Origin of the sequence: Achromobacter sp. MYb9 (assembly GCF_002975275.1) — a bacterium.
Taxonomy (GTDB): Bacteria; Pseudomonadota; Gammaproteobacteria; order Burkholderiales; family Burkholderiaceae_B; genus Achromobacter.
Map to the genome: position 1 here is coordinate 1 of NZ_PCOQ01000006.1, position 19,538 is coordinate 19,538.

The following is a 19,538-nucleotide window of genomic DNA, read 5'->3' on the forward strand; positions in this document are numbered from 1 at the left end:
CCGCCGCCCGCCGCGTGCGCGTCGCACTGCGCCCCCTGAGCCCGTTCCCCTCCGACCTTCAACGACAGAGAAGCCAATGACGTTCGACGCCTCCAAAAGAAAATTCTTCAAGACCACGCTGGGAACCACCGCTGCCGTAAGCGCCTTGTCGATGTTCCCGCCCAGCATCCGCCGCGCGCTGGCCATTGAAGCCAGCAGCCCGACGGGCACCATCCAGGACGTCAAGCACGTCGTGATGCTGATGCTGGAAAACCGTTCTTTCGACGGCTACTTCGGCACCTTCCCCGGCGTGCGCGGCTTCGGCGACCGGTTCCCCATTCCGCTGGTCAACGGCAAGTCGGTATTCCACCAAACGCGCAGCGACGGCACCGAAGAGCTGCCCTATCACCTGGACACGACGCTGGGCAACGCACAGCGTGCCGGCAGCACGCCGCACTCCTGGCCCGATTGCCAGGCGGCCTGGGACCATGGCCGCATGAACAAGTGGGCAAGCGTCAAGCAGCCGCTGTCCATGGGCTACTACGAGACCGCCGAAGTCCCTTTTCACCGCGCGCTGGCCGACGCCTTCACGCTGTGCGACAACTATCACTGTGCGATGCACGCGGGCACCATCCCCAACCGGCTTTTCTTCTGGACCGGCACCAACGGTCCGTCGGGCGACAACGTGTCGGTCGTGATGAACGAAATGAACGATGGCGCCGATGTGGGCCCGTCCACCGAAGGCTGGACCTGGACGACCTACGCCGACCGCCTGCAGCAGGCGGGAGTGAGCTGGAAGGTCTACCAGAACATCCCGGACAACTTCGGCTGCAACGAGATGATGAGCTTCCGGCACTGGCGCGCCGAAATCGAAAAGATGCCGGCGGACCGGCAAGTGACCAACCAGGGCGGCCCGGCCTACAACCCCGCCATCGACGATCTCTACAGCCCGCTGGCCAAGGGCTTTGGCAACACCATGCCCGACGGCGGCTTTCTTCAAAGCCTGCGTGACGACGTGATGAACGGCACGCTGCCGGAAGTGTCGTGGATCATCCCGCCCGCCGCCTACAGCGAACACCCCGGCCCCTCCAGCCCCGCCAAGGGCGCGTGGTACATACAGGCCGCGCTGGACGCCCTGACGCAATCGCCCGAGGTCTGGAGCAAGACCGTATTTCTGGTGACCTACGACGAAAACGATGGCTTCTTCGACCACATGCCGACGCCGTCCGCGCCATCGCGCAACGACGATGGCACGCTGGCGGGCAAGTCCACGCTGACGGACGCCGAGATGGCGTTCGAGTACTTCACCTACCCGCCTGCCACGCCCAAGCAGTTGACCGCCGACGGCAAGCCCTACGGCCCCGGCATGCGCGTGCCGATGTGGGTGATTTCGCCGTGGAGCCGCGGCGGCTGGGTCAATTCGCAGGTGTTCGACCACACATCCGCGCTGCGCTTCCTGGAACAACGGTTCGGCGTCGTCGAACCCAACATCAGCGCGTTCCGGCGCGCGGTCTGCGGTGACCTCACCTCGACGCTGAATTTCGTATCGCCCAACAGTGCCGCCCTGCCGACGTTGTCGGGCCGCACGACCAAGACGGACGCCGACGGCCTGACCACCTGGCAGGAATCGCAGCCTGCCATCGCAATCCCCACGCAACAGACGCTGGCCAAGCAGGCGCCCGGCACCCGACCCTCGCGCGCGCTGCCCTACGAGCTGCACACGAGCGCCCGCGAAGAGCCGCGCGAGAACCGCGTCAGGCTGCTATTCGCCAACGCCAGCAACGGTCAGGCGGCCGCCGTCTTCCACGTGTACGACAAGCTGCATCTGGACCGCATCCCGCGCCGCTATGTGGTCGAGGCGGGCAAGTCGCTGGACGACGCCTGGGATGTGTCCGCCGACAGCGGCAAGTACGACTTGTGGGTGTTGGGGCCGAACGGCTATCACCGCGCCTTCGCGGGCGACTTGATGCAGACCGGCGGCGCGCAACCCGAGATCCAGGTGTGCTACGTGCCTTGCGACGACCCGCAGGTGCAAGTCAAGCTGCACAACAACGGCAACCAGGCTTGCACATTCACCGTCAGCGCCAAGGCATACCGCAGCGACGGCCCCTGGACCGCCACCGTGCAAGCCGGCCAGACCGGTGAACTGAGCTGGCCGGTAAGCGACAGCGGGCAGTGGTACGACTTTGCGGTGGCATGCGAAGGCTATGCCGCGTTCCAACGCCGCTTTGCCGGCCGCATGGAAACGGGCAAGGACGGGGTCAGCGATCCGGCGATGGGCCAGGTGCCTGACGCGACGGCCTGACGGTAGCGGCGCGGCTCACTTCGCGGATTTCCGCGGATATTGCGCGCAAATGGCAACGGGGCGGCGCTTGCGCACCGCCCCGTTGTGTCGGACCTGCTGGCGGATCAGTCCGCCAGCAAGGCCGCGGCGAATTCGTCCGCCACGAAAGGCTGCAGGTCTTCGAGGCTTTCGCCCACGCCGATCCAGTAGACCGGGATCGGACGCACCCCCTGGCTGCCTGCGGCAACGGCCGCCAGCGTGCCGCCCTTGGCCGTGCCGTCCAGCTTGGTCACGACCAGGCCTGTCAGCGTGATGGCCGCGTCGAACGCGCGGATCTGCGCCAGCGCGTTCTGCCCGGTGTTGCCGTCCACCACCAGCAGCACTTCGTGCGGCGCGGTGGCGTCGGCCTTGCCGATGACGCGGCGGATCTTCTTCAGTTCTTCCATCAGGTGCAACTGCGTCGGCAAGCGCCCCGCGGTGTCCACCATGACCACGCCCATGCCGCGTGCGCGGCCGGCGTTGACCGAGTCGAACGCCACGGCGGCAGGGTCGCCCCCATCCTGCGCAATGACGCTGACGTTATTGCGGCTGCCCCATTCCACCAGTTGTTCGCGCGCGGCGGCGCGGAAGGTGTCGCCTGCAGCCAGCAGGACGCTGGCGCCCTGGCGTTGGAACGTGTGGGCGAGTTTGCCGATGGAAGTCGTCTTGCCCGCGCCGTTCACGCCGGCGATCATCACCACCAGCGGTTTGGTGCGGGTCAGGTCGAACGCGCGCTCCAGCGGACGCAGGTGGTCGGCCAGCAATTGGCGCAGGGCCGTCTTCACCTTGGCCGGGTCTTCGATGCGTTCCTTCTTGACGCGCGCGCGCAGCGCGGTCAGCAGCTTCTCGGTGGCCTCCAGGCCCGCATCGGCCATAATGAGCGCCGATTCGAGTTCCTCGAACAGGTTTTCGTCGACCTTGACGCCGATGAAGATGCCGCCAATGCTCTGGCCGGTCCGCGACAGGCCCTGCTTCAACCGAGAGAGCCACGACGCTTTTTTGGGCGCTTCGGCGGGCACCGGTTCGACGGCCGGAGCGGGTTCTGGAACAGGTTCCGAAGCAGGAGCAGGTGCAGGTGCAGGCGCGGTGACCGCGACGGGCACGGCAGGCGCTGGCGCTGAAGTCGGAGCCGGCGCATCGGCGCGTGCGATCGGCGCTACAGTCGGAGCAGCCGGTGCTGTCTGCACGGTCGGTGCGACAGGCACAGGCGCGGGCTCCTGATCGGGCACCGACGCAGGCGTCGGCGCGGCAACCACAGGATTCGGAGCGGGTGCGGCCGGCGTGGCGGCCGGCGGAATCTCCGGCGCGGCGGCGGGCTTCGCAGGCGCGACGGCGGCGTCTACGACCTCAGGCGGCGGCGCGGGCTGAGCCGGCGCGGCGGGCGGTGGGGATTTTTTCTTGAAGAAGCGGCTAAACATGGGTAACAAGTATATTCGTATCGTCGGTGGCCAATACAGGCGCACCCCCATCGCCGTGCCCGACGTGGAGACGCTGCGCCCCACGCCCGACCGGGTGCGCGAGACACTGTTCAACTGGCTGAATCACCTGTGGGCCGGCGAATTCGCCGACAAACAGGTGCTGGATCTGTTCGCCGGCAGCGGCGCCCTGGGGTTCGAGGCAGCCTCGCGCGGCGTGGCGCATGTGCAGATGGTCGAGCGGGACAAAACCGCCGCGTCCGCGCTGCGGACACTGCGCGACAAGCTCAAAGCCGACATGATACGCATCCATGTGGGCGACGCGATGCAGGTCGCCGAACGGATGGATGCGTCCCGATTTGACCTCATCCTGTTGGATCCGCCATTTGGACAGGGCTGGCTACCGCGACTCTGGCCCATCCTGCCGGGCATTTTGACCGAGCGTGGGCTAGTCTATGTCGAGGCGGAAACCGCCATCGAAGCGCCCGAAGGATTCCAGATCTTGCGGCAGGACAAGGCAGGTGCGGTCCACTACCATTTGCTCGAATTTGCTGCATTGCGGAAATAGATCAATAATCCGAGCTTCGGAGGATGGTGTACACCACTAATAACGGTACGGAGCTCGCATGATCATCGCTGTATATCCCGGCACTTTCGACCCGCTGACCCGGGGCCACGAAGACCTGGTCCGCCGCGCGGCCACGCTTTTCGACAAAGTCGTGGTGGGCATCGCGCTTAGCCGCAACAAAAAGCCTTTCTTCAGCATCGACGAACGCGTGGAAATTGCCCGTGAAGTCCTGGGCCACTACCCCAACGTGGAAGTGCAGAGCTTCGGCGGCTTGCTGAAAGACTTCGTCCGCGACCAGGGCGGCCGTGTCATCGTCCGCGGCCTGCGCGCCGTGTCCGACTTCGAATACGAATTCCAGATGGCCGGCATGAATCGCCATCTGCTGCCCGACGTGGAAACGCTGTTCATGACCCCGTCGGACCAGTACCAGTTCATCTCGGGCACGATCGTGCGCGAAATCGCCCAGTTGGGCGGCGACGTCAGCAAGTTCGTGTTCCCGTCCGTCGAACGCTGGCTGCAGGAAAAAGCCAAAGAGCGCCGCGAACAGTCCTGGCCGGGCTGATCCGCCACGCGCCGCACCATCCCAGAAGGGCGCGATTTCGCGCCCTTCTTGCGCTTTCCGGCCCGGCAGTACAATGTGAGCCGCCCCTGGCTTTCCTCCGCTGCCCATCATGGCCCTGCTGATCACCGAAGAATGCATTAATTGCGACGTTTGCGAGCCCCAGTGCCCGAACGACGCGATTTCCATGGGCGACGACTATTACGTCATCGACCCAGACAAATGCACGGAGTGCGTCGGCCATCACGACGAACCCCAGTGCAAGGTGGTGTGCCCGGTGGAGTGCATTGAACTGCACCCGCAATGGAACGAAGGCCAAGAGCAGCTCATGGCCAAATACCGCCGCCTGACCGGTGCCGCATGAGCGACACGACGCAGACGGGCATCAACCTTCCCTCTCCGTCGCCAGCTCCCCACCACGCGCGCCGTGACGTGTCCGCCTCGGCGGTCGCCGCCGGCCTGGTCGCCGTGCTGGTCAGCTTCGGCGGCACCGCCGTCCTGATGGTGCAGGCCGGCCATGCCGCGGGCCTGAATTCGGCGCAGATCGGCTCCTGGATCGGCTCGTTGAGCCTGGCCTTCGGATTCGGCGGCGCGTTCTACAGCCTGCGCACCGGGCTGCCCATCGTCATGGCCTGGTCCACGCCCGGCGCCGCGCTGCTCGTCACGGCGCTGGTCGGCGTCCCCTTCAATGAAGCAATCGGCGCCTACGTGCTGGCCGCCAGCCTGACATTGCTCTGTGGGCTGTTTGGCTGGATCGATCCCATCCTGCGCCGGATCCCCGGCGAAATCGCCGCCGCCATGCTGGCCGGCGTGCTGCTCAACTTCGGCATGGGCATCTTCAGCAGCGTCGGCAAGCAGCCCGCGCTGGTCCTGGCGATGTGTGCCACCTATCTGGCCTGCCGGCGCTGGGCGCCGCGCTATGCCGTGCTGGTGGTGATGGTGATCGCCATCGCGCTAGCCTTCGGGCTGGACCTGATTCGCCTGGACTTGCTGGACTGGCACCTGACGGAATTCGTCTGGACCACGCCCACCTTCAGCGCCCAGGCCATCGTCAGCCTGGGTATCCCGCTGTTCGTCGTGGCCATGGCGTCGCAGAATCTGCCCGGCCTGGCGATCCTGCAAGCCGCCGGCTATCGCCCCCCTGCTTCGCGCATCGTGGCCGCCACGGGCCTGCTGGGTTTGCTGGCCGCCCCCTTCGGCGCGCACAGCGTCACCATGGGCGCCATCAGCGCGGCCATCTGCACCGGCCCCGAAGCGCACCCCGACCCCGCCAAACGCTATATCGCGGCGGCGACCTACGGGCTGGGCTATGTCGGGTTAAGCGTCGTGGCGGGCGCCGTGGCGGTGTTCTTCCAGGCCTTGCCCGCGGCGCTGCTGGCCGCGTTGGCCGGTCTGGCGCTGCTGGGCACGATCATGGGCGGCATGGCCGCCGCGATGGCCAACCCGCAACGGCGCGAAGCGGCGCTCATCACCTTGCTGGCAACGGCGTCGGGGTTCAGCTTCTGGGGAATCGGGTCGGCCTTCTGGGGCTTGGCCGCGGGCCTGCTGGCCCACACCGCATTCGAATACAAGCGCGCCAGGTTGGGCGCCTAGTCCGCCGGATGGCTCCGGCGGGTGATCTGGCTCAAGCGGGCCAGGCGGCCACGGGCGTGTCCGGGTGCACCTTCATGATGCGGCAGGGCACCTGCACGAAGTTCGAGATCCAGGCCGCGGCCAGCTCCCCTTCGTCGATCACGTCGATGGTCTGCTCACCCACCTTCATGCTGTAGCGCACGCTGTCGTCGTCTTCGATGACGTCCAGCGGAATATCCATGCGCAGCATGCCCGGCGCCTTCAGCACCAGATAACCCAGGCGCAGCTCAACCGACACGTCGGCAAGCCGGGGGCACAATTCGCGGTTCAACCACTGACCGGAATCGTTAGCAATCAGCCATTGCCGGTGATACGCGGCCGCGGCCGACTGCGACGTGACGCCGCATTCCGCGATGGGCTGGAAATTTTCGGTGCTCATTTGCCCAGCAATCCCTTCAAGGCCTTATCCAGCGGCGCGCCATTCTTGCCCTTGCCCGTGACGGCTTCCCGCAGCTTGTTTTCCAGGCTGCGTTTGAGGATGTTGCCGATGGCGTCCTTCCACAGCACGGTATAGGTCGGCTTGTCGAAATGGCCCTTCACGTGCACCGGGATCGTCACATCTTTCAGATCAATCAGTTCCTTGCCCTCGGGATCGGCAGCCGGATTGACGACGCGCGCGCGCGCCACCAGGTCCAGCTCGCTCTTCACGAAGTCGATGGTGGCCGGTTCGCCCTGCGTGACGCGCAGCAGCGGCGACACGACGTTCAAGCGCTTCACGGCGGCCACGCCCTTGGTGAAGGCCAGATCGGCGTCCATCTCCGAGAATTCGGTCTGCTTGCTGGTGTCGGCGGCCACGGTCTCGTCTTGCGACTCGGGCTTGAACGCCGCCTTCAACTCGCGCAGCGTCTGCGTCAGGTTGATACCCTTGACCGCGCCATCGCGCAGGCGCACCTGCACGGTGCCGCCCAGGCCGCTCTTCATTGCATAGACATTGGCGCCGCCCGTCTTCAGGTCCAGCGCCAGGCTGCCCGTGCCGCTCAGCACGTTCCGGTTCGCCAGGTCCATCAGCAACGGTTCGATGGCAATACCCGCCAACGACATCTTGGTGGCCAACTGGTTGCCCTGCGCGGCGTCCACGGACAACGCACCGGCCAGCTTGCCACCGTACAGGCCTGCGGTGAGGCTGGAGATGTCGAGTTTGCCCTTGTCCAGTTTGACCACCGCGGCAACTTCGTCGGCCTTCAGGCCGCGCACGACCAGCTTGCCGACCTTCAAGGTGCCGTTGACGCTGGGGCCCACCAGCGCGGACAGATCGATCGAATCGTCCACGGGCGCGGCGGGTGCCGCAGGCTTGGACTCGTCTTTCTTGCCTTCGGCGGGCGGCTTGGCCGGCGCTGCCGCGACGGGCGGCACCAGCTTGTCCAGGTCCAGCGTATCCACCGCCAGGGCGAACTTCACCATCGGCGTATCGGAAAGCTTGGTGATGTCGGCGCTAAGGTCGAACTTGCCGCCTTCCAGCACGGCGTTGATCTTGCTGCTGGCCTGGTCTTTCAGCAGGTCCACGGTCAGGCTGCCGATCACGGGAATCTGCAAGCTGCCCTTGGGCAACCCCGGGTCGGTAATGTTGACGTCGCCACGCAAGCCGGACAGGCCGCCACTGCGTTGCAGCAGGTTCAACGTCAGGGGCGAAGCAAAGTTCAGCTTCACCACGCGTTCGCCGTTCTTGGAGGTGCTGTCGACCTTGGCTTCCTTGATGTCCAGCTCGCCAGCGTTGCCGCTGATGCCGTTCAGGCCGAAGCTGGCGTCCAGGCCACTGAGGCGCACACGGCCGGTCAGCGCTTCGCCGGTGGCCGACGCGGGCGAGATATTCAGCGCAGGCGCGTCCACCGCCAGTTCAAACGGGCCGTCCGGGGAAGAGCCCTTGGCGCGCACCGCCAGCTTTTCGATCTGCAGCTGGCTCTTGTGCGGATCAATCGCCAGTTTGGGCATGGCCACGCTGGCTTCCACATTGGTGGCGCGCGCGGCGGGATCGGTGATGTCGCCTTGGAAAACCACTTCCAGGCCCGCCACGTCCAATGCCGACTTCTGGCCATTGAAGGCCAGGTTGCCGCGCATGGCCAGGCTCTTGGCCTCGGCGCCGGGCAGCTTGCCGTCCATGCGCAGATCCAGCTTCTGAGCCGCGTAGCGCTTGGCCGACGGGTCAAGCGTCAGCAAGGCCTGGCCGGTCAGGTTGGCGTCGACACGCGGGTTGCCGCCTTCGACGCGCGCCGTCAGGCGCACATCGAACGGCTGGTTGAACGTGACGCGGCCGGTGTTGGCGTTGATCTTCGTCACGGCCACGGCCATGCCCGAGATCGCGTCCTGCAACTGCACTTCGCCATCCTTCAGGTCCAGCCCGGCGATGTCGATCTGCATGTTGTTGCGGGTCTGCGGCAACGTGCCGCTGGTGATGGCCTGGGCCGCGGTCTGGGCCGCCCCCACCAACGCTTCGGCGGGATTGGCCGGCGCGGTCATGATCACGGGCGTGCCGCCGACGAGGTTGCTGAAATTGAACTGGCCGTCCTTGTCCCGCACCACGCGCGCCTTGAAGCCGCTGATGGCCACATGGTCCACCACGAAGCTGTTCGACAGCAGCGGCCATACCGCGACCGCCAATCGAGTGCTTTCGATGGAAGCGAAGGTGTCGGAGCTATTGGGCTCGGACAGCGAGACGCCCTGCACCGACAGGCCGATGCGCGGGAAGAGCGACAGCTCGATCTCGCCATCGATCGTGAGGGTGCGGTGATAGCGTTCCTGCACAAGCTCTTCCAGCTTGTACTTGTACGCGTTGGGATCGAATGTCAGCAAGAAGATGGCCAGGCCAACGACGGCCACGACAACCAACACCACCAGGCCTATCAAAATGCGCTTGAACCACGTTTTCATTGCCGCCCCGTCGGTACCTCGACTGGAAATCCTTGAATGCCGTCCACCGCGCCATGGCGCGGGGATGGTGCTAATAGCGGTGGAAAACCACGCGCCAATTGGAGCTGTGTGCCTTTTAGGGCGAGTCCTCGCTTCTGCCGGAAGCCTGTGGCTGCGGCGCCAAAAGAGAGGGTCTACCAAGGAAGGCCTGCTGAAGACGCCGGCATGACCAGCGTGCAGATTCCGCTATCGTAACAAATCGGGCCGGCTTCGCGATGCCAACCCGGCCGCGATGCCAAAAACCCGGGCGAATCGGCTGCCTTGCCCACCTTTGGCAAGGCCTGGAAGCTGACGGCTTTCTGTCTGGCGGATTGTAGGACTAGAATGATTGATCTATCAATCATTGACCCATCCAACAATGCCCGCCCCCGCCCCCAGCACTCCGCATTCGCCCGGCCAAGTGCTTCCTTTCCGCCAGACCTTGATGGCCATGCTGGGCATGTGCTTCGTCATGATGATGGTCGCCATCGACCAGACGGTGGTGGGTACTGCGTTGCCGACCATTGTGGCCGAACTCAAGGGCTTCGAACTGTATGCATGGGTTGCGACGTCTTACCTGCTGACCTCCGTCATCACGGTACCGATCTTCGGACGCCTGGGCGACTACTACGGCCGCAAGCCTTTCGTGGTGGCCGCGATCATCCTGTTCACGCTGGCCTCGGTGCTGTGCGGCGCGGCCGACAGCATGTTCACGCTGGTGCTGGCGCGGGCTTTGCAAGGCATTGGCGGCGGCATGCTGGTGGGCACCGCCTTCGCGTCGATCCCCGACCTGTTTCCCGACCCGCACGTGCGGCTGCGCTGGCAGGTCATGCTCAGTTCCGCCTTCGGCATCGCCAACGCCGTCGGCCCCACGCTGGGCGGCGCGCTGACTGAACACTATGGCTGGCGCTCGGTGTTCTACGTGAACCTGCCGATCGGCATCCTGGGCCTGTGGTTCGTGACGCGCTATCTGCCGCACCTGCGCAACCATACGTCGGGCAAAGTGCGGCTGGACTGGCAAGGCGCGCTATTGATCGCGCTGGCGCTGGGCAGCCTGCAGTTGCTGGTCGAACTCTTGCCCAAGGAAGGCCTTAGCGCCTTGATCGTGCTGCTGGGCGCGGGCAGCATCGCCGCGTTCGCGCTGCTGTATTGGTGGGAAAAGCGCTGCCCGCACCCGCTCTTGCCGCTGGACATGTTCCGCAACCGTGGCCTGGCCGCGCTCTTCACGCTGGCCCTGCTGGTGGGCGTGACGATGTACTCGCTGCTGTTCTACGCGCCCCTGCTGCTGCAAGGCGGCTTCGGCCTGTCGCCACAAGACGCCGGCCTGCTGATCACCCCCATGGTCGTCTTCATCACGGTCGGCAGCATCATCAACGGGCGCGTCATTACCCGCATCCGCAACCCCAACCGGATGCTCTACGCCGGCTTCCTGCTGATGGCCCTGTCCTGTTTGGGTATTGTTACCACCCATAGCTATACGTCACACGGGCTGATCGCGGTCTACATGCTGATGGCGGGCCTGGGCATGGGCTTCATCATGCCCAACCTTACCGTTTTCGCGCAGCAGACGGCCGGACGCACGCACCTGGGCATCGCCACGGCGCTGCTGCAATCCTTGCGCATGATCGGCGGCATGCTGGGCACGGCGGTGGTCGGCACGATGGTGAGCCACAGCTATTTCAGCGGCGTCGAATCCACGCTGCGCGGCGCCTCGGCGCAATGGCTGCCGGAACTGAACGATCCGCAGATGCTGGTGAATCCTGCGGCGCAAACGCAGTTCCTGGCACAATTGGCGCATCAAGGCCAGGACGGCACGTCGTTGATCGAGATCGCGCGCGTTGCGCTGGTGGGCGCCATCCACGAAGGGCAGCTCATCGCGCTGGCCGTCGCCATCTTCGCGCTGTGGTGCGTGCGGCGCGTGCCCCTGGTGCAATTGGCCCGGCCTCCGAAAGCGGAGCCCGCGGGCGTCGGAGAGTAGCTTTTGCCCAAACAACAACAAGGCCTGCAAGTCGTCCAGCACATGGGGCAGACGTACCGCGTGATGCAAAGCGCGTTCAGCAGCAAGGTGGGGCACGCCCTGCCCCGTTGGCGCATTCTGCTGGCGCTGCACGAATGCGGACAGTGCTCGCAAAAGCATCTGGCCGAACGCTGCCGCCTGGACCCCGCATCACTGACGCGCCAGTTGCAGGCCATGCAGAAACTGGGATGGATCTCGCGCGCGGTCGACCCGCAAGACAACCGCCTGACCAACGCCACCCTCACGCCGGCCGGGCAGGTCGTGGTGAACAACGCCCTGCCCAAGCGTGCGGCCTTCTTCGAGGAAGCGCTCAAGGGCTTATCGGTGGCTGATGTCGAGACATTGAACCGCGTGCTCAGCGTGCTGGAAGAAAACTTTCTGCGCGCGGCGGGCGGCAAGCCCGCGTAGCTCGTTCGCACAAGGACGGCCGCGGCGTGGGCCAGAGCCAGGCCCAGACCCAGGCCATCAAGCAGCGGCAACGCGCTGCCAATCGCCGCGATGCTGTTCGATATGTTCGCGCAGATGCTCCACCAATGTCCGCGTGGCCATCGACGGAAAACGATTCGGAGCGGTCAGCAAATAGATGGCGTTGCCCACGCCTTCCGGTTCCAGCTCGGGCAGAACCTCGACCAGCTCGCCGTCGCGCAGCTGGCTCCATACCGCGTAGCGGGGCAGCAGCGCCACGCCCAATCCGGCCATGACGGCATCGCGCAAGAAGGGATAGTCGCCGGACTGCACCCTTGGCGCCACACGCAGCAGCAGCGGGTCGCCATCTTCGCGCTTGCAGCGCAGATCAAAGCGCCGGCCCAGCGATTGCGGCGCGATCAACGAACAAAGGCCCAACTGCTCAAGCGTCGTCACCGGCCCTTGGCGGCGTAGGAAATCCGGCGTCGCGCACAGGCACCACTGGACGTCGCAAATACGCCGCGCCACATGGTCTTCCGGCGGCGCGGACGTGATCTTCAGGGCCATATCCACTTCGGCCGACACCAGGTCGCCGATGGCGTCATTGATGTGGACGCGCAATGAAATATCGGGATAGCGGCGCGTGAAGTCCAGCAGCACCGGCGCAAGATAAAGATGGCCCAGCCCCGTGGGCAGGCGTATCCGAACGTCGCCGCGCACGGTGCCATCCAGGCTATGGATGGAGGCTTGCGCCGTACGCATTTCATCCAGCAACCGCACGCCGTGCTGATACAGCAATTGCCCCGCCTGGGTCAGCTCCACATGTCGGGTGGTACGGCGCAAAAGCTGCGAACCCATCGCAAGTTCCAGCCGCTTCAACCGGTGCGACATGTTTGAACGGGTCATGCCGCAGCGCTCGGCGGCCGCGCTGAGGTTGCGCGATTCCACCATCGCGACGAACAGCCTGACCAGGTTCAGATCCAACTCTTTGTCAATCATTGTTCACCATTAAAGGAACAACTGCTTGGATTGTCCACCGGACGAGCCGAGTCTACCATCGGCCTATCAATCTCCCGCCCATGGATGCCATGAACCCTGCTGTTGATGCCGATGAGGCCTGCGGTCCCTTTTCCGGTTTGCGCGTGCTCGATATCAGCCAGGGCATCGCCGGCCCGTATTGCGCGCAGATGTTGTGGCAGCAAGGCGCCGAAGTCATCAAGGTGGAGCCGCCCGCCGGTGACTGGGGCCGCCATGTCGGCACGCAGCGCGACGGGCACAGCGCGCTATCGGTGGCCTACAACGCCGGCAAGCGCGGCGTGTGCCTGGACGCGCGCCATCCCGAGGGAAAAAAGGCGCTGCGCCGCCTTGCCGGAAGCGCCGACGTGTTGATCCAGAACTTCCGCCCTGGCGTCGCCGAACGCATGGGCGTGGGCTACGCAGACGTGCGGCAGCACGCGCCGGGCATGGTCTATGTGTCGATCAGCGGTTACGGGCCGGACGGCCCTTACGCCGGCGCGCCCGCGTCGGATTCGGTCATGCAAGCCGACAGCGGTCTCATGTACGCGAACCAGGACGAGGCCGGGACGCCGCGCCGCATGGGCATGCTGATGGCGGATATCGCCACCGCCCTGTATGCCGCGCAGGCCACGGCCGCCGCGCTGTACCGGCAAGCCAGGACGGGTCGCGGCAGCCATGTCGAGCTTAGCCTGTTCCAAGCGTGCGCCGCGCTGCAGGTGAATGACATCCTGGCCCACGCCATGGCGGGCGCGCGACGCGCCGGCCCGGTCAGCGCGCCCAACGGCGTGTTCGACACCGCTGACGGCAGGCTATCGGTGCTGGCGCTGAACAATGAGCAGTTCGCCCGCCTGTGCCGCGCGCTGGAACGGCCCGAATGGCTGCAGCAGCCCGCCTACGCGGACAACGCCGGCCGCATGGCGCGGCTGAACGAATTGCATGAGCAGATTGCGGCGCAGTTGGCCACCCGGCCTTCGGCGCACTGGATCGAACGGCTGGCGCGCGAAGAGGTTTTACACGCAACGGTGCGCGACTACGACGATCTGGCGGCGCATGCGCAGGCCGCGCACGTGGAACTGCTGCAGACGCTGGACCAGCCCGGCGTGGGCGCATTGCCCTATGCGCCGCTACCCGGCCTGGCGCGGCGGCGGCCGTTGACGCCGGCGCCGCGGATCGGCCAGCATTCCACCGAGGTGCTGCAAGACTGGGGGTGGAGCCAGGCCGACATTCGCGCGCTGATGACGGCGGGCGCGCTGCGGCAGGACGACACGCAACCGGAGCAGGCATGATGCGCGCCCTGCTCTGCGAACAGTTCGGCCCCGTGCGCGACGTGGCGTTGCGCGACGCGCCCGATGCTCGGCCACCGGGCCCGTCCGAAGTCATGATCCAGGTGCAATACGCCAGCGTCAGCCACGCCACCAAACTGCTGATCGAAGGCCGCTACCAGACCCGCCCACCCATGCCCTTCGTGCCAGGAACCGAGGCCGTCGGCCAAGTGCTGGCCTGCGGTAGCGCGGCGACACGGCTGCGCCCCGGCGACACCGTGGTGGCGCTGGCTCGCTGGGGCTGCTATGCGGAACGGCTGACATTGCCCGAGTACACCGTCTACGCCGTCCCGGACGGCCTGGAGCCGCTGCACGCGCTGCCCGTGCCTATTTCGTATGGCACGGCTTACTGCGGCTTGCTGTGGCGCGCGGCCATGCAGCCGGGCGAAACCGTGCTGGTGCTGGGCGCAGGCTCCGGCGTGGGTCTTGCCGCGGTGGAACTGGCCGCGCTGCTGGGCGCCCGCGTCATCGCCTGCGCAAGCACCGAGGCCAAGCGGCAAGCCGCGCTGGCGGCGGGCGCCAGCCACGCCATGCTGGCGGACGCCGACATGGCGGCGGCGGTCAAGGCGCTGACCGAGGGCCGCGGCGCCGACATCGTGTTCGATCCGGTAGGGGGAACGGCATTCGAGTACGGGGTGCGCGCGGCCGCCGCGAACGCACGCATGCTGTCCGTGGGCTTTGCCAGCGGCACCGTGCCGCAAGCGCCGCTGAACCTGCTGCTGGTCAAGAATATTGCATTGCACGGCTTTTTCTTCGGGCGCTACCTGGGCTGGACGCCCACCGACGAGCGCGTGGTCCATGCGCCTGCCATGCAGCGCGCCATGGCGACCCTGTTTGAATGGGCGCGCGGCAAGCGCATCCATCCCGCAGTAACGGCGGTCTATCCGATCGCCGAACTCGCCGCTGCGCTCGAAGCGCTGGAAAGCCGCCAGGTCGTGGGCAAAGTGGCACTCAAAATAATATCGGAGACAAGCCCATGCAATCCCCCACCGCCGCTTGCGGCGACCACGCCCTAAGCCCGCGCCAGGCACCGCGGCCCGCCTTCAACCGCCTTGCCATGCTGGCGCTGGCCTGCGCCGGCATGACCGCCGCGATGCCGGCAGACGCCGCCGACGCCTATCCCAACCGCCCAATCACGATGGTGGTGCCGTATCCGCCTGGCGGCCCCACCGACATCGTGTCGCGGCTCGTGGCGGCCGAAATGTCCAAGACGATCGGCCAGAACATCATCGTGGACAACAGGCCGGGCGCCAGCGGCATGATCGGCGCGGACCTGGTGGCGCGTGCCGCACCCGACGGCTACACATTCCTGGCCAATGCTTCGCTGCACGTCATCAACCCGTACATCTACCGGTCCATGCGTCACGACGCGTTCAAGGATTTCACGCCCATCACGCAGTTGGCGGACGTGCCCCTGGTGCTGGTGGTGCCGCAGTCCAGCCCCGCAAAGACCGTGCAGGACCTGGTGGCGATGGGCAAGACACAGCCGCTCAATTTCGGCTCGGCGGGCAGCGCGTCGGCGCAGCAATTGGCAGGGGAATCCTTCAAGACCCGCACGGGCCAGCCGATGCAGCACGTGCCCTACAAAGGGAGCGCGCCCGCGCTGACCGATCTGGTGGGCGGGCAGATCCAGCTCATGTTCGACTCCATGCCTTCGGCCACCCCGTTCATCAAGTCGGGCAAGCTGCGAGCGCTGGCCGTCACCGTCTCGCAGCGCGTGCCGGAACTGCCGGATGTTCCGACCATGGCGGAATCCGGTTTCCCTGGTTTCGATATCAGCACGTGGTATGGATTGTGGGCGCCCAAAGGCACGCCGCCCGCCATCACGGCCAAACTGGCCGAGCATGCGGCGCTGGCGCTCAAGCAGCCGAATGTGATCAGCCAATACGCGAGCATGGGGGCCAAGCCGGTGGGGTCGAGTCCGGCGGACTTCGCGCGCTTCAATCTGGCTGAAGGCCAGAAATGGCGAGAAATCGTCACCGCCGCCGGCATCGTGCCGCAATAGGGCCGCGCCGGGAACTGCCAAGCAAAGGAGCTTGCCTACGCCTGCAAGGCGGGCAAGCTCCGTTCGGTGGAGTTAGACGTTGAACAAGAAGTTCATCACATCGCCGTCCTGCACGATGTATTCCTTGCCTTCCGCGCGCATCTTGCCCGCTTCCTTGGCGCCCTGCTCACCCTTGTAGGTGATGAAGTCTTCATACGCGATCGTCTGCGCGCGGATGAAGCCACGTTCGAAGTCGGTGTGAATGACGCCAGCAGCTTGCGGTGCGGTGGCGCCGATGGCGACCGTCCAGGCGCGCACTTCCTTCACGCCGGCGGTGAAGTAGGTTTGCAGGCCCAGCAGCTTGAAGGCGGCGCGGATCAGGCGGTTCAGGCCCGGCTCTTCCATGCCCATGTCGGACAGGAAGGCTTGGCGATCGGCGTCGTCCAGGTCAACGATTTCGGATTCGATGGCGGCGCAGATGGCCACGACCGGCGCGTTGCGCGCGGCGGCGAATTCGGTCAGGCGGTCCAGCAGCGGGTTGTTCGTGAAGCCGTCGTCGGCCACGTTGCCCACGTACATGGCGCGCTTGGCGGTGATGAAGCACAGCTGGGCGATGTCGGCGTGTTCTTCCGTCGTCAGGTCCAGCGCGCGGATCGGCTTGGCTTCGTTCAGCTGGGCAATGCACTTTTCCAGCACGGCCACGATGCGCTGCGATTCCTTGTCGCCGGAACGCGCGGTCTTCTGGTGGCGCAGCAGGGCCTTTTCGGCGGTCTGCAGGTCAGCCAGCGCCAGTTCGGTCTCGATGACTTCGATGTCGGCGATGGGGTCGACCTTGCCGGCAACGTGAATCACGTTGGGATCTTCGAAGCAACGCACGACGTTGACGATGGCGTCGGTTTCGCGGATGTGCGACAGGAACTGGTTGCCCAGGCCTTCGCCCTTGCTCGCACCGGCGACCAGGCCCGCGATGTCGACGAATTCGACGGTGGCGGACAGGATGCGTTCGGGCTTGACGATTTCAGCCAGCTTCTGCAAACGCGGATCCGGCACCTCGACCACACCGACGTTGGGTTCGATGGTGCAGAACGGGTAGTTCTCGGCGGCGATGCCGGCGCGGGTCAGAGCATTGAAAAGTGTCGATTTGCCAACGTTGGGCAGGCCGACGATGCCGCATTGCAGAGCCATGGGAATCCTGTGTAAGTACGGTATTGATCGTTAACGTTCTAGTTTACCCCGGCAAGCGGCGGGTGCCCTGCCGCCGCGCCGGGGATGCGGCCCCGCTAACTGGCGGCGGTGGGCGCCCAGCGCATGACGGCCCAGATCATCAAAATGGGGCCGGCGTTGAAGGTGGCGTGCAGCAGGATGGCCGCGCCGATGCCGCGCCGCACGCGCATCCAGCCCAGCACCAGGCCGGTCAGCCACTGCGGCAGCACCAGCAGCGGCATCAGCCAGTATGGTGTCTTGCTGTAGACGAAGTTCGTCAGGTGCACGGCGGCAAAGGTCAGCGCCACCAGATGGAACACCAGGCCGAAGTGCTTCAGGTAATAGCGCCGCCAGGTCGTATCCCAGCCCTTCAGGGGCTCTGCGCGCTGGCGCGTCCCCCAGCATGCCAGCAGCACGAATGCGGCCAGCAGCAGGCCTGTCCACAGCTTGGGGCCGTACAACACGACGGGCATCAGGGCGGGCACCAGCCACAACACCTGCCGCGGACGGCGCAAGCCGTAGCGAAAGAGCATTTCCTCGACCAGCGGCGCCCACAGCACGGCGGTCAGCCATGGCAGGTTGGCCGGGTCGATACGGTGGGTCGCGCCTCCCAGGCCGGCCGCCATCACGGCTACCGGCCCCAGCGCGAACAGGTTCAGCGCCCACAACAGCCCGGCCCACGCCAGCAAACGCCCGGGACCGATGCCCGGCCACCAGTCGGCGGCAAGGCCGCCGCCGGCGAAGCGCCCGGACAAGCGCGCCACGGGACGCGGATGGCGGATGAAACGCCAGAAATCCGCGACCTCGCCACGAAAGCGCAGCTTGCCGCCGGAGGAGGACTGCGGGTTGACGGACATCAGGCGACGTTGCCGCTATGCAGTTGGCGCGTGGCCAGCGCGAAATCGCCGGCCAGCATGGCCGGCACGACGGCGCGGCAACGATCGATGACGGCTTCGATCTCTTTCTGTTCCTCGCGGCGCGGCGGATGCAGCACGAAGTCCGCCACTTGCTGAGCCAGGTTCAACGTGCGCGGATGGCCGATGCCGATGCGCAGGCGCCAGAAATTGGGGCTGCCCAGCACGGCCTGGATGTCCTTCAGGCCGTTGTGGCCCGCATGGCCACCGCCCTGCTTGAGCTTGACCTGGCCCGGCAGCAGATCCAGTTCGTCATGCAACACCAGCACCTGTTCCGGCTCCAGCTTGTAGAAGCGGGCCAGCGCGCCGACCGCCTGGCCGGATTTGTTCATATAGGTGATGGGCTTGAGCAGCAGCACGTTGTCCGCGCCCAGGCGCGACTTGGCCACCATGCCGAAAAAAGATTTCTCCAGCGCAAAAGAAGTGCGCAGGTCGTCCGCCAGGTGGTCGACCAGCCAGAAGCCGGCGTTGTGCCGGGTGGTTTCGTAGTCGGGACCGGGATTACCCAATCCCACGATGAGGCGTATGGGAATAGACATGATGGAGGGTGTTTAAACCAAAAAACCCTGCGCATGCAAATGCACACGCAGGGTTTCGGGCATAAGCCGCAAGGAAAGCCCGAAGGCCTTCCCGCAGAACTTAGGCGGCCGGAGCGGCGGCTTCGGCTTCGTCGGCGGCGGCAGCGCCGCCCTTGACGATGGCGGCAGCCAGCAGCGGGTTGTCTTCACCGCCGTGGGGGACGTACGTCACGCCCATGGGCAGCTTGATGTCGGCCAGGTGGATCGAAGCGCCAGCCAGGATGTTGGTCAGGTCGACTTCGATGAACTGGGGCAGAGCCTTCGGCAGGCAGGTGATTTCCAGTTCGGTCGTCACGTGGCTGATGATGGCGCCCGACAGCTTCACGGCCGGCGAGATTTCAGCGTTCACGAAGTGCAGCGGCACCTTGGTACGCAGGGCTTGGTTGGCGTCGACGCGCTGGAAGTCCACGTGCAGGACTTGCGGCTTGTAGGCGTGCCATTGAACCGAACGCAGCAGAACTTGCTCTTCCTTGGCGCCTTCGAGCTGCATTTGCAGGATCGATGCGTGGAATTCTTCCTTACGCAGGGCGTGGTAGATCTCGTTGTGGTCGAGTTCGATATTCAGGGGGGCAGCCGTACCACCATAGACAATGGCGGGAACGCGGCCCGCGCGGCGCAGGCGGCGGCTCGCACTCGAACCCTGGACGCTACGCGCAGTGGCGATAAATTTCATGGAAAACTCCAAAAACAAAATAAGGTGAAGAGGCTTCACCAGTTAACGGCACGGCGCGCAACATGC

At 65.6% G+C, this 19,538-nt stretch carries 18 protein-coding genes; 10 read left to right on the forward strand and 8 right to left on the reverse strand.

What is annotated here, in order from left to right; genetic code table 11:
- The first annotated feature begins 76 nt into the window (after positions 1-76).
- Complete coding sequence (locus tag CQ050_RS11205) at positions 77-2,284, forward strand: phosphocholine-specific phospholipase C (RefSeq protein WP_105556911.1); 2,208 nt, start codon at positions 77-79, stop codon at positions 2,282-2,284.
- Between the two features lie 104 nt (positions 2,285-2,388).
- Here CQ050_RS11205 and ftsY read toward each other — a convergent pair whose 3' ends face one another.
- The gene (ftsY, locus tag CQ050_RS11210) at positions 2,389-3,720 is read right to left on the reverse strand and encodes a signal recognition particle-docking protein FtsY (RefSeq protein WP_199196787.1); all 1,332 of its coding nucleotides are present in this window, start codon (positions 3,718-3,720) and stop codon (positions 2,389-2,391) included.
- On the opposite strand from ftsY, the gene rsmD reads away from it, so the two are divergent.
- From rsmD to CQ050_RS11230, 4 genes are all read left to right on the forward strand, one after another.
- Positions 3,719-4,285, forward strand: coding sequence for a 16S rRNA (guanine(966)-N(2))-methyltransferase RsmD (gene rsmD, locus CQ050_RS11215; protein ID WP_105556912.1), 567 nt, complete (start codon positions 3,719-3,721; stop codon positions 4,283-4,285). The two genes, ftsY and rsmD, sit on opposite strands and share 2 nt — an antisense overlap.
- A 58-nt stretch (positions 4,286-4,343) precedes the next feature.
- Entirely contained in the window at positions 4,344-4,847 is a 504-nt protein-coding gene (gene coaD, locus CQ050_RS11220; protein WP_006227601.1) for a pantetheine-phosphate adenylyltransferase, read from the forward strand.
- A gap of 109 nt (positions 4,848-4,956) precedes the next feature.
- On the forward strand, positions 4,957-5,208 hold the full coding sequence (locus tag CQ050_RS11225) for a YfhL family 4Fe-4S dicluster ferredoxin (RefSeq protein ID WP_006221659.1): 252 nt from the start codon (positions 4,957-4,959) through the stop codon (positions 5,206-5,208).
- On the forward strand, positions 5,205-6,437 hold the full coding sequence (locus tag CQ050_RS11230; protein ID WP_105556913.1) for a benzoate/H(+) symporter BenE family transporter: 1,233 nt from the start codon (positions 5,205-5,207) through the stop codon (positions 6,435-6,437). The genes CQ050_RS11225 and CQ050_RS11230 overlap by 4 nt, the downstream gene beginning before the upstream one ends.
- Before the next feature lie 31 nt (positions 6,438-6,468).
- On the opposite strand, the gene CQ050_RS11235 is transcribed toward CQ050_RS11230, so the two are convergent.
- Positions 6,469-6,855, reverse strand: a complete 387-nt coding sequence (locus CQ050_RS11235) for an MOSC N-terminal beta barrel domain-containing protein (RefSeq protein WP_105556914.1) — start codon at positions 6,853-6,855, stop codon at positions 6,469-6,471.
- Positions 6,852-9,341, reverse strand: a complete 2,490-nt coding sequence (locus tag CQ050_RS11240) for an AsmA family protein (RefSeq protein WP_105556915.1) — start codon at positions 9,339-9,341, stop codon at positions 6,852-6,854. The genes CQ050_RS11235 and CQ050_RS11240 overlap by 4 nt, the downstream gene beginning before the upstream one ends.
- A 397-nt stretch (positions 9,342-9,738) precedes the next feature.
- Here CQ050_RS11240 and CQ050_RS11245 point away from each other — a divergent pair, with 397 nt between their 5' ends.
- Together CQ050_RS11245 and CQ050_RS11250 are read left to right on the forward strand one after the other, a co-directional pair.
- Complete coding sequence (locus CQ050_RS11245) at positions 9,739-11,337, forward strand: MDR family MFS transporter (RefSeq protein ID WP_105556916.1); 1,599 nt, start codon at positions 9,739-9,741, stop codon at positions 11,335-11,337.
- 3 nt (positions 11,338-11,340) lie between these two features.
- The gene (locus CQ050_RS11250; protein WP_105556917.1) at positions 11,341-11,784 is read left to right on the forward strand and encodes a MarR family winged helix-turn-helix transcriptional regulator; all 444 of its coding nucleotides are present in this window, start codon (positions 11,341-11,343) and stop codon (positions 11,782-11,784) included.
- A gap of 57 nt (positions 11,785-11,841) precedes the next feature.
- On the opposite strand, the gene CQ050_RS11255 is transcribed toward CQ050_RS11250, so the two are convergent.
- Positions 11,842-12,780 (reverse strand): LysR family transcriptional regulator, encoded by a 939-nt coding sequence (locus tag CQ050_RS11255; RefSeq protein ID WP_105556918.1) that lies wholly within the window; start codon positions 12,778-12,780, stop codon positions 11,842-11,844.
- 89 nt (positions 12,781-12,869) lie between these two features.
- Between CQ050_RS11255 and CQ050_RS11260 the strand changes: the two genes are divergently transcribed.
- Genes CQ050_RS11260 through CQ050_RS11270 form a run of 3 tightly spaced genes read left to right on the forward strand, consistent with a single transcriptional unit; the run spans position 12,870 to position 16,125 of the window.
- Entirely contained in the window at positions 12,870-14,084 is a 1,215-nt protein-coding gene (locus CQ050_RS11260; RefSeq protein ID WP_105557111.1) for a CaiB/BaiF CoA-transferase family protein, read from the forward strand.
- Positions 14,084-15,136: an NADPH:quinone oxidoreductase family protein gene (locus CQ050_RS11265; RefSeq protein ID WP_105557112.1), complete on the forward strand. Its 1,053-nt coding sequence runs from the start codon at positions 14,084-14,086 to the stop codon at positions 15,134-15,136. Before CQ050_RS11260 ends, CQ050_RS11265 begins: the two co-directional genes overlap by 1 nt.
- A 41-nt stretch (positions 15,137-15,177) precedes the next feature.
- Entirely contained in the window at positions 15,178-16,125 is a 948-nt protein-coding gene (locus CQ050_RS11270; RefSeq protein ID WP_105557113.1) for a tripartite tricarboxylate transporter substrate binding protein, read from the forward strand.
- A 72-nt stretch (positions 16,126-16,197) separates the two neighbouring features.
- On the opposite strand, the gene ychF is transcribed toward CQ050_RS11270, so the two are convergent.
- The 4 genes from ychF to CQ050_RS11290 form a co-directional block, all read right to left on the reverse strand.
- Positions 16,198-17,289 (reverse strand): redox-regulated ATPase YchF, encoded by a 1,092-nt coding sequence (gene ychF / locus CQ050_RS11275; RefSeq protein ID WP_105556919.1) that lies wholly within the window; start codon positions 17,287-17,289, stop codon positions 16,198-16,200.
- Between the two features lie 95 nt (positions 17,290-17,384).
- Complete coding sequence (locus tag CQ050_RS11280; RefSeq protein WP_105556920.1) at positions 17,385-18,164, reverse strand: type II CAAX prenyl endopeptidase Rce1 family protein; 780 nt, start codon at positions 18,162-18,164, stop codon at positions 17,385-17,387.
- A complete protein-coding gene (gene pth, locus CQ050_RS11285; protein ID WP_105556921.1) occupies positions 18,164-18,760 on the reverse strand; it encodes an aminoacyl-tRNA hydrolase in 597 nt (198 codons plus the stop codon). Before pth ends, CQ050_RS11280 begins: the two co-directional genes overlap by 1 nt.
- A gap of 100 nt (positions 18,761-18,860) precedes the next feature.
- Positions 18,861-19,472 carry a 50S ribosomal protein L25/general stress protein Ctc gene (locus tag CQ050_RS11290; protein ID WP_105556922.1) on the reverse strand — a complete coding sequence of 204 codons (612 nt, stop codon included), beginning with the start codon at positions 19,470-19,472 and terminating at the stop codon, positions 18,861-18,863.
- Positions 19,473-19,538 lie beyond the last annotated feature (66 nt).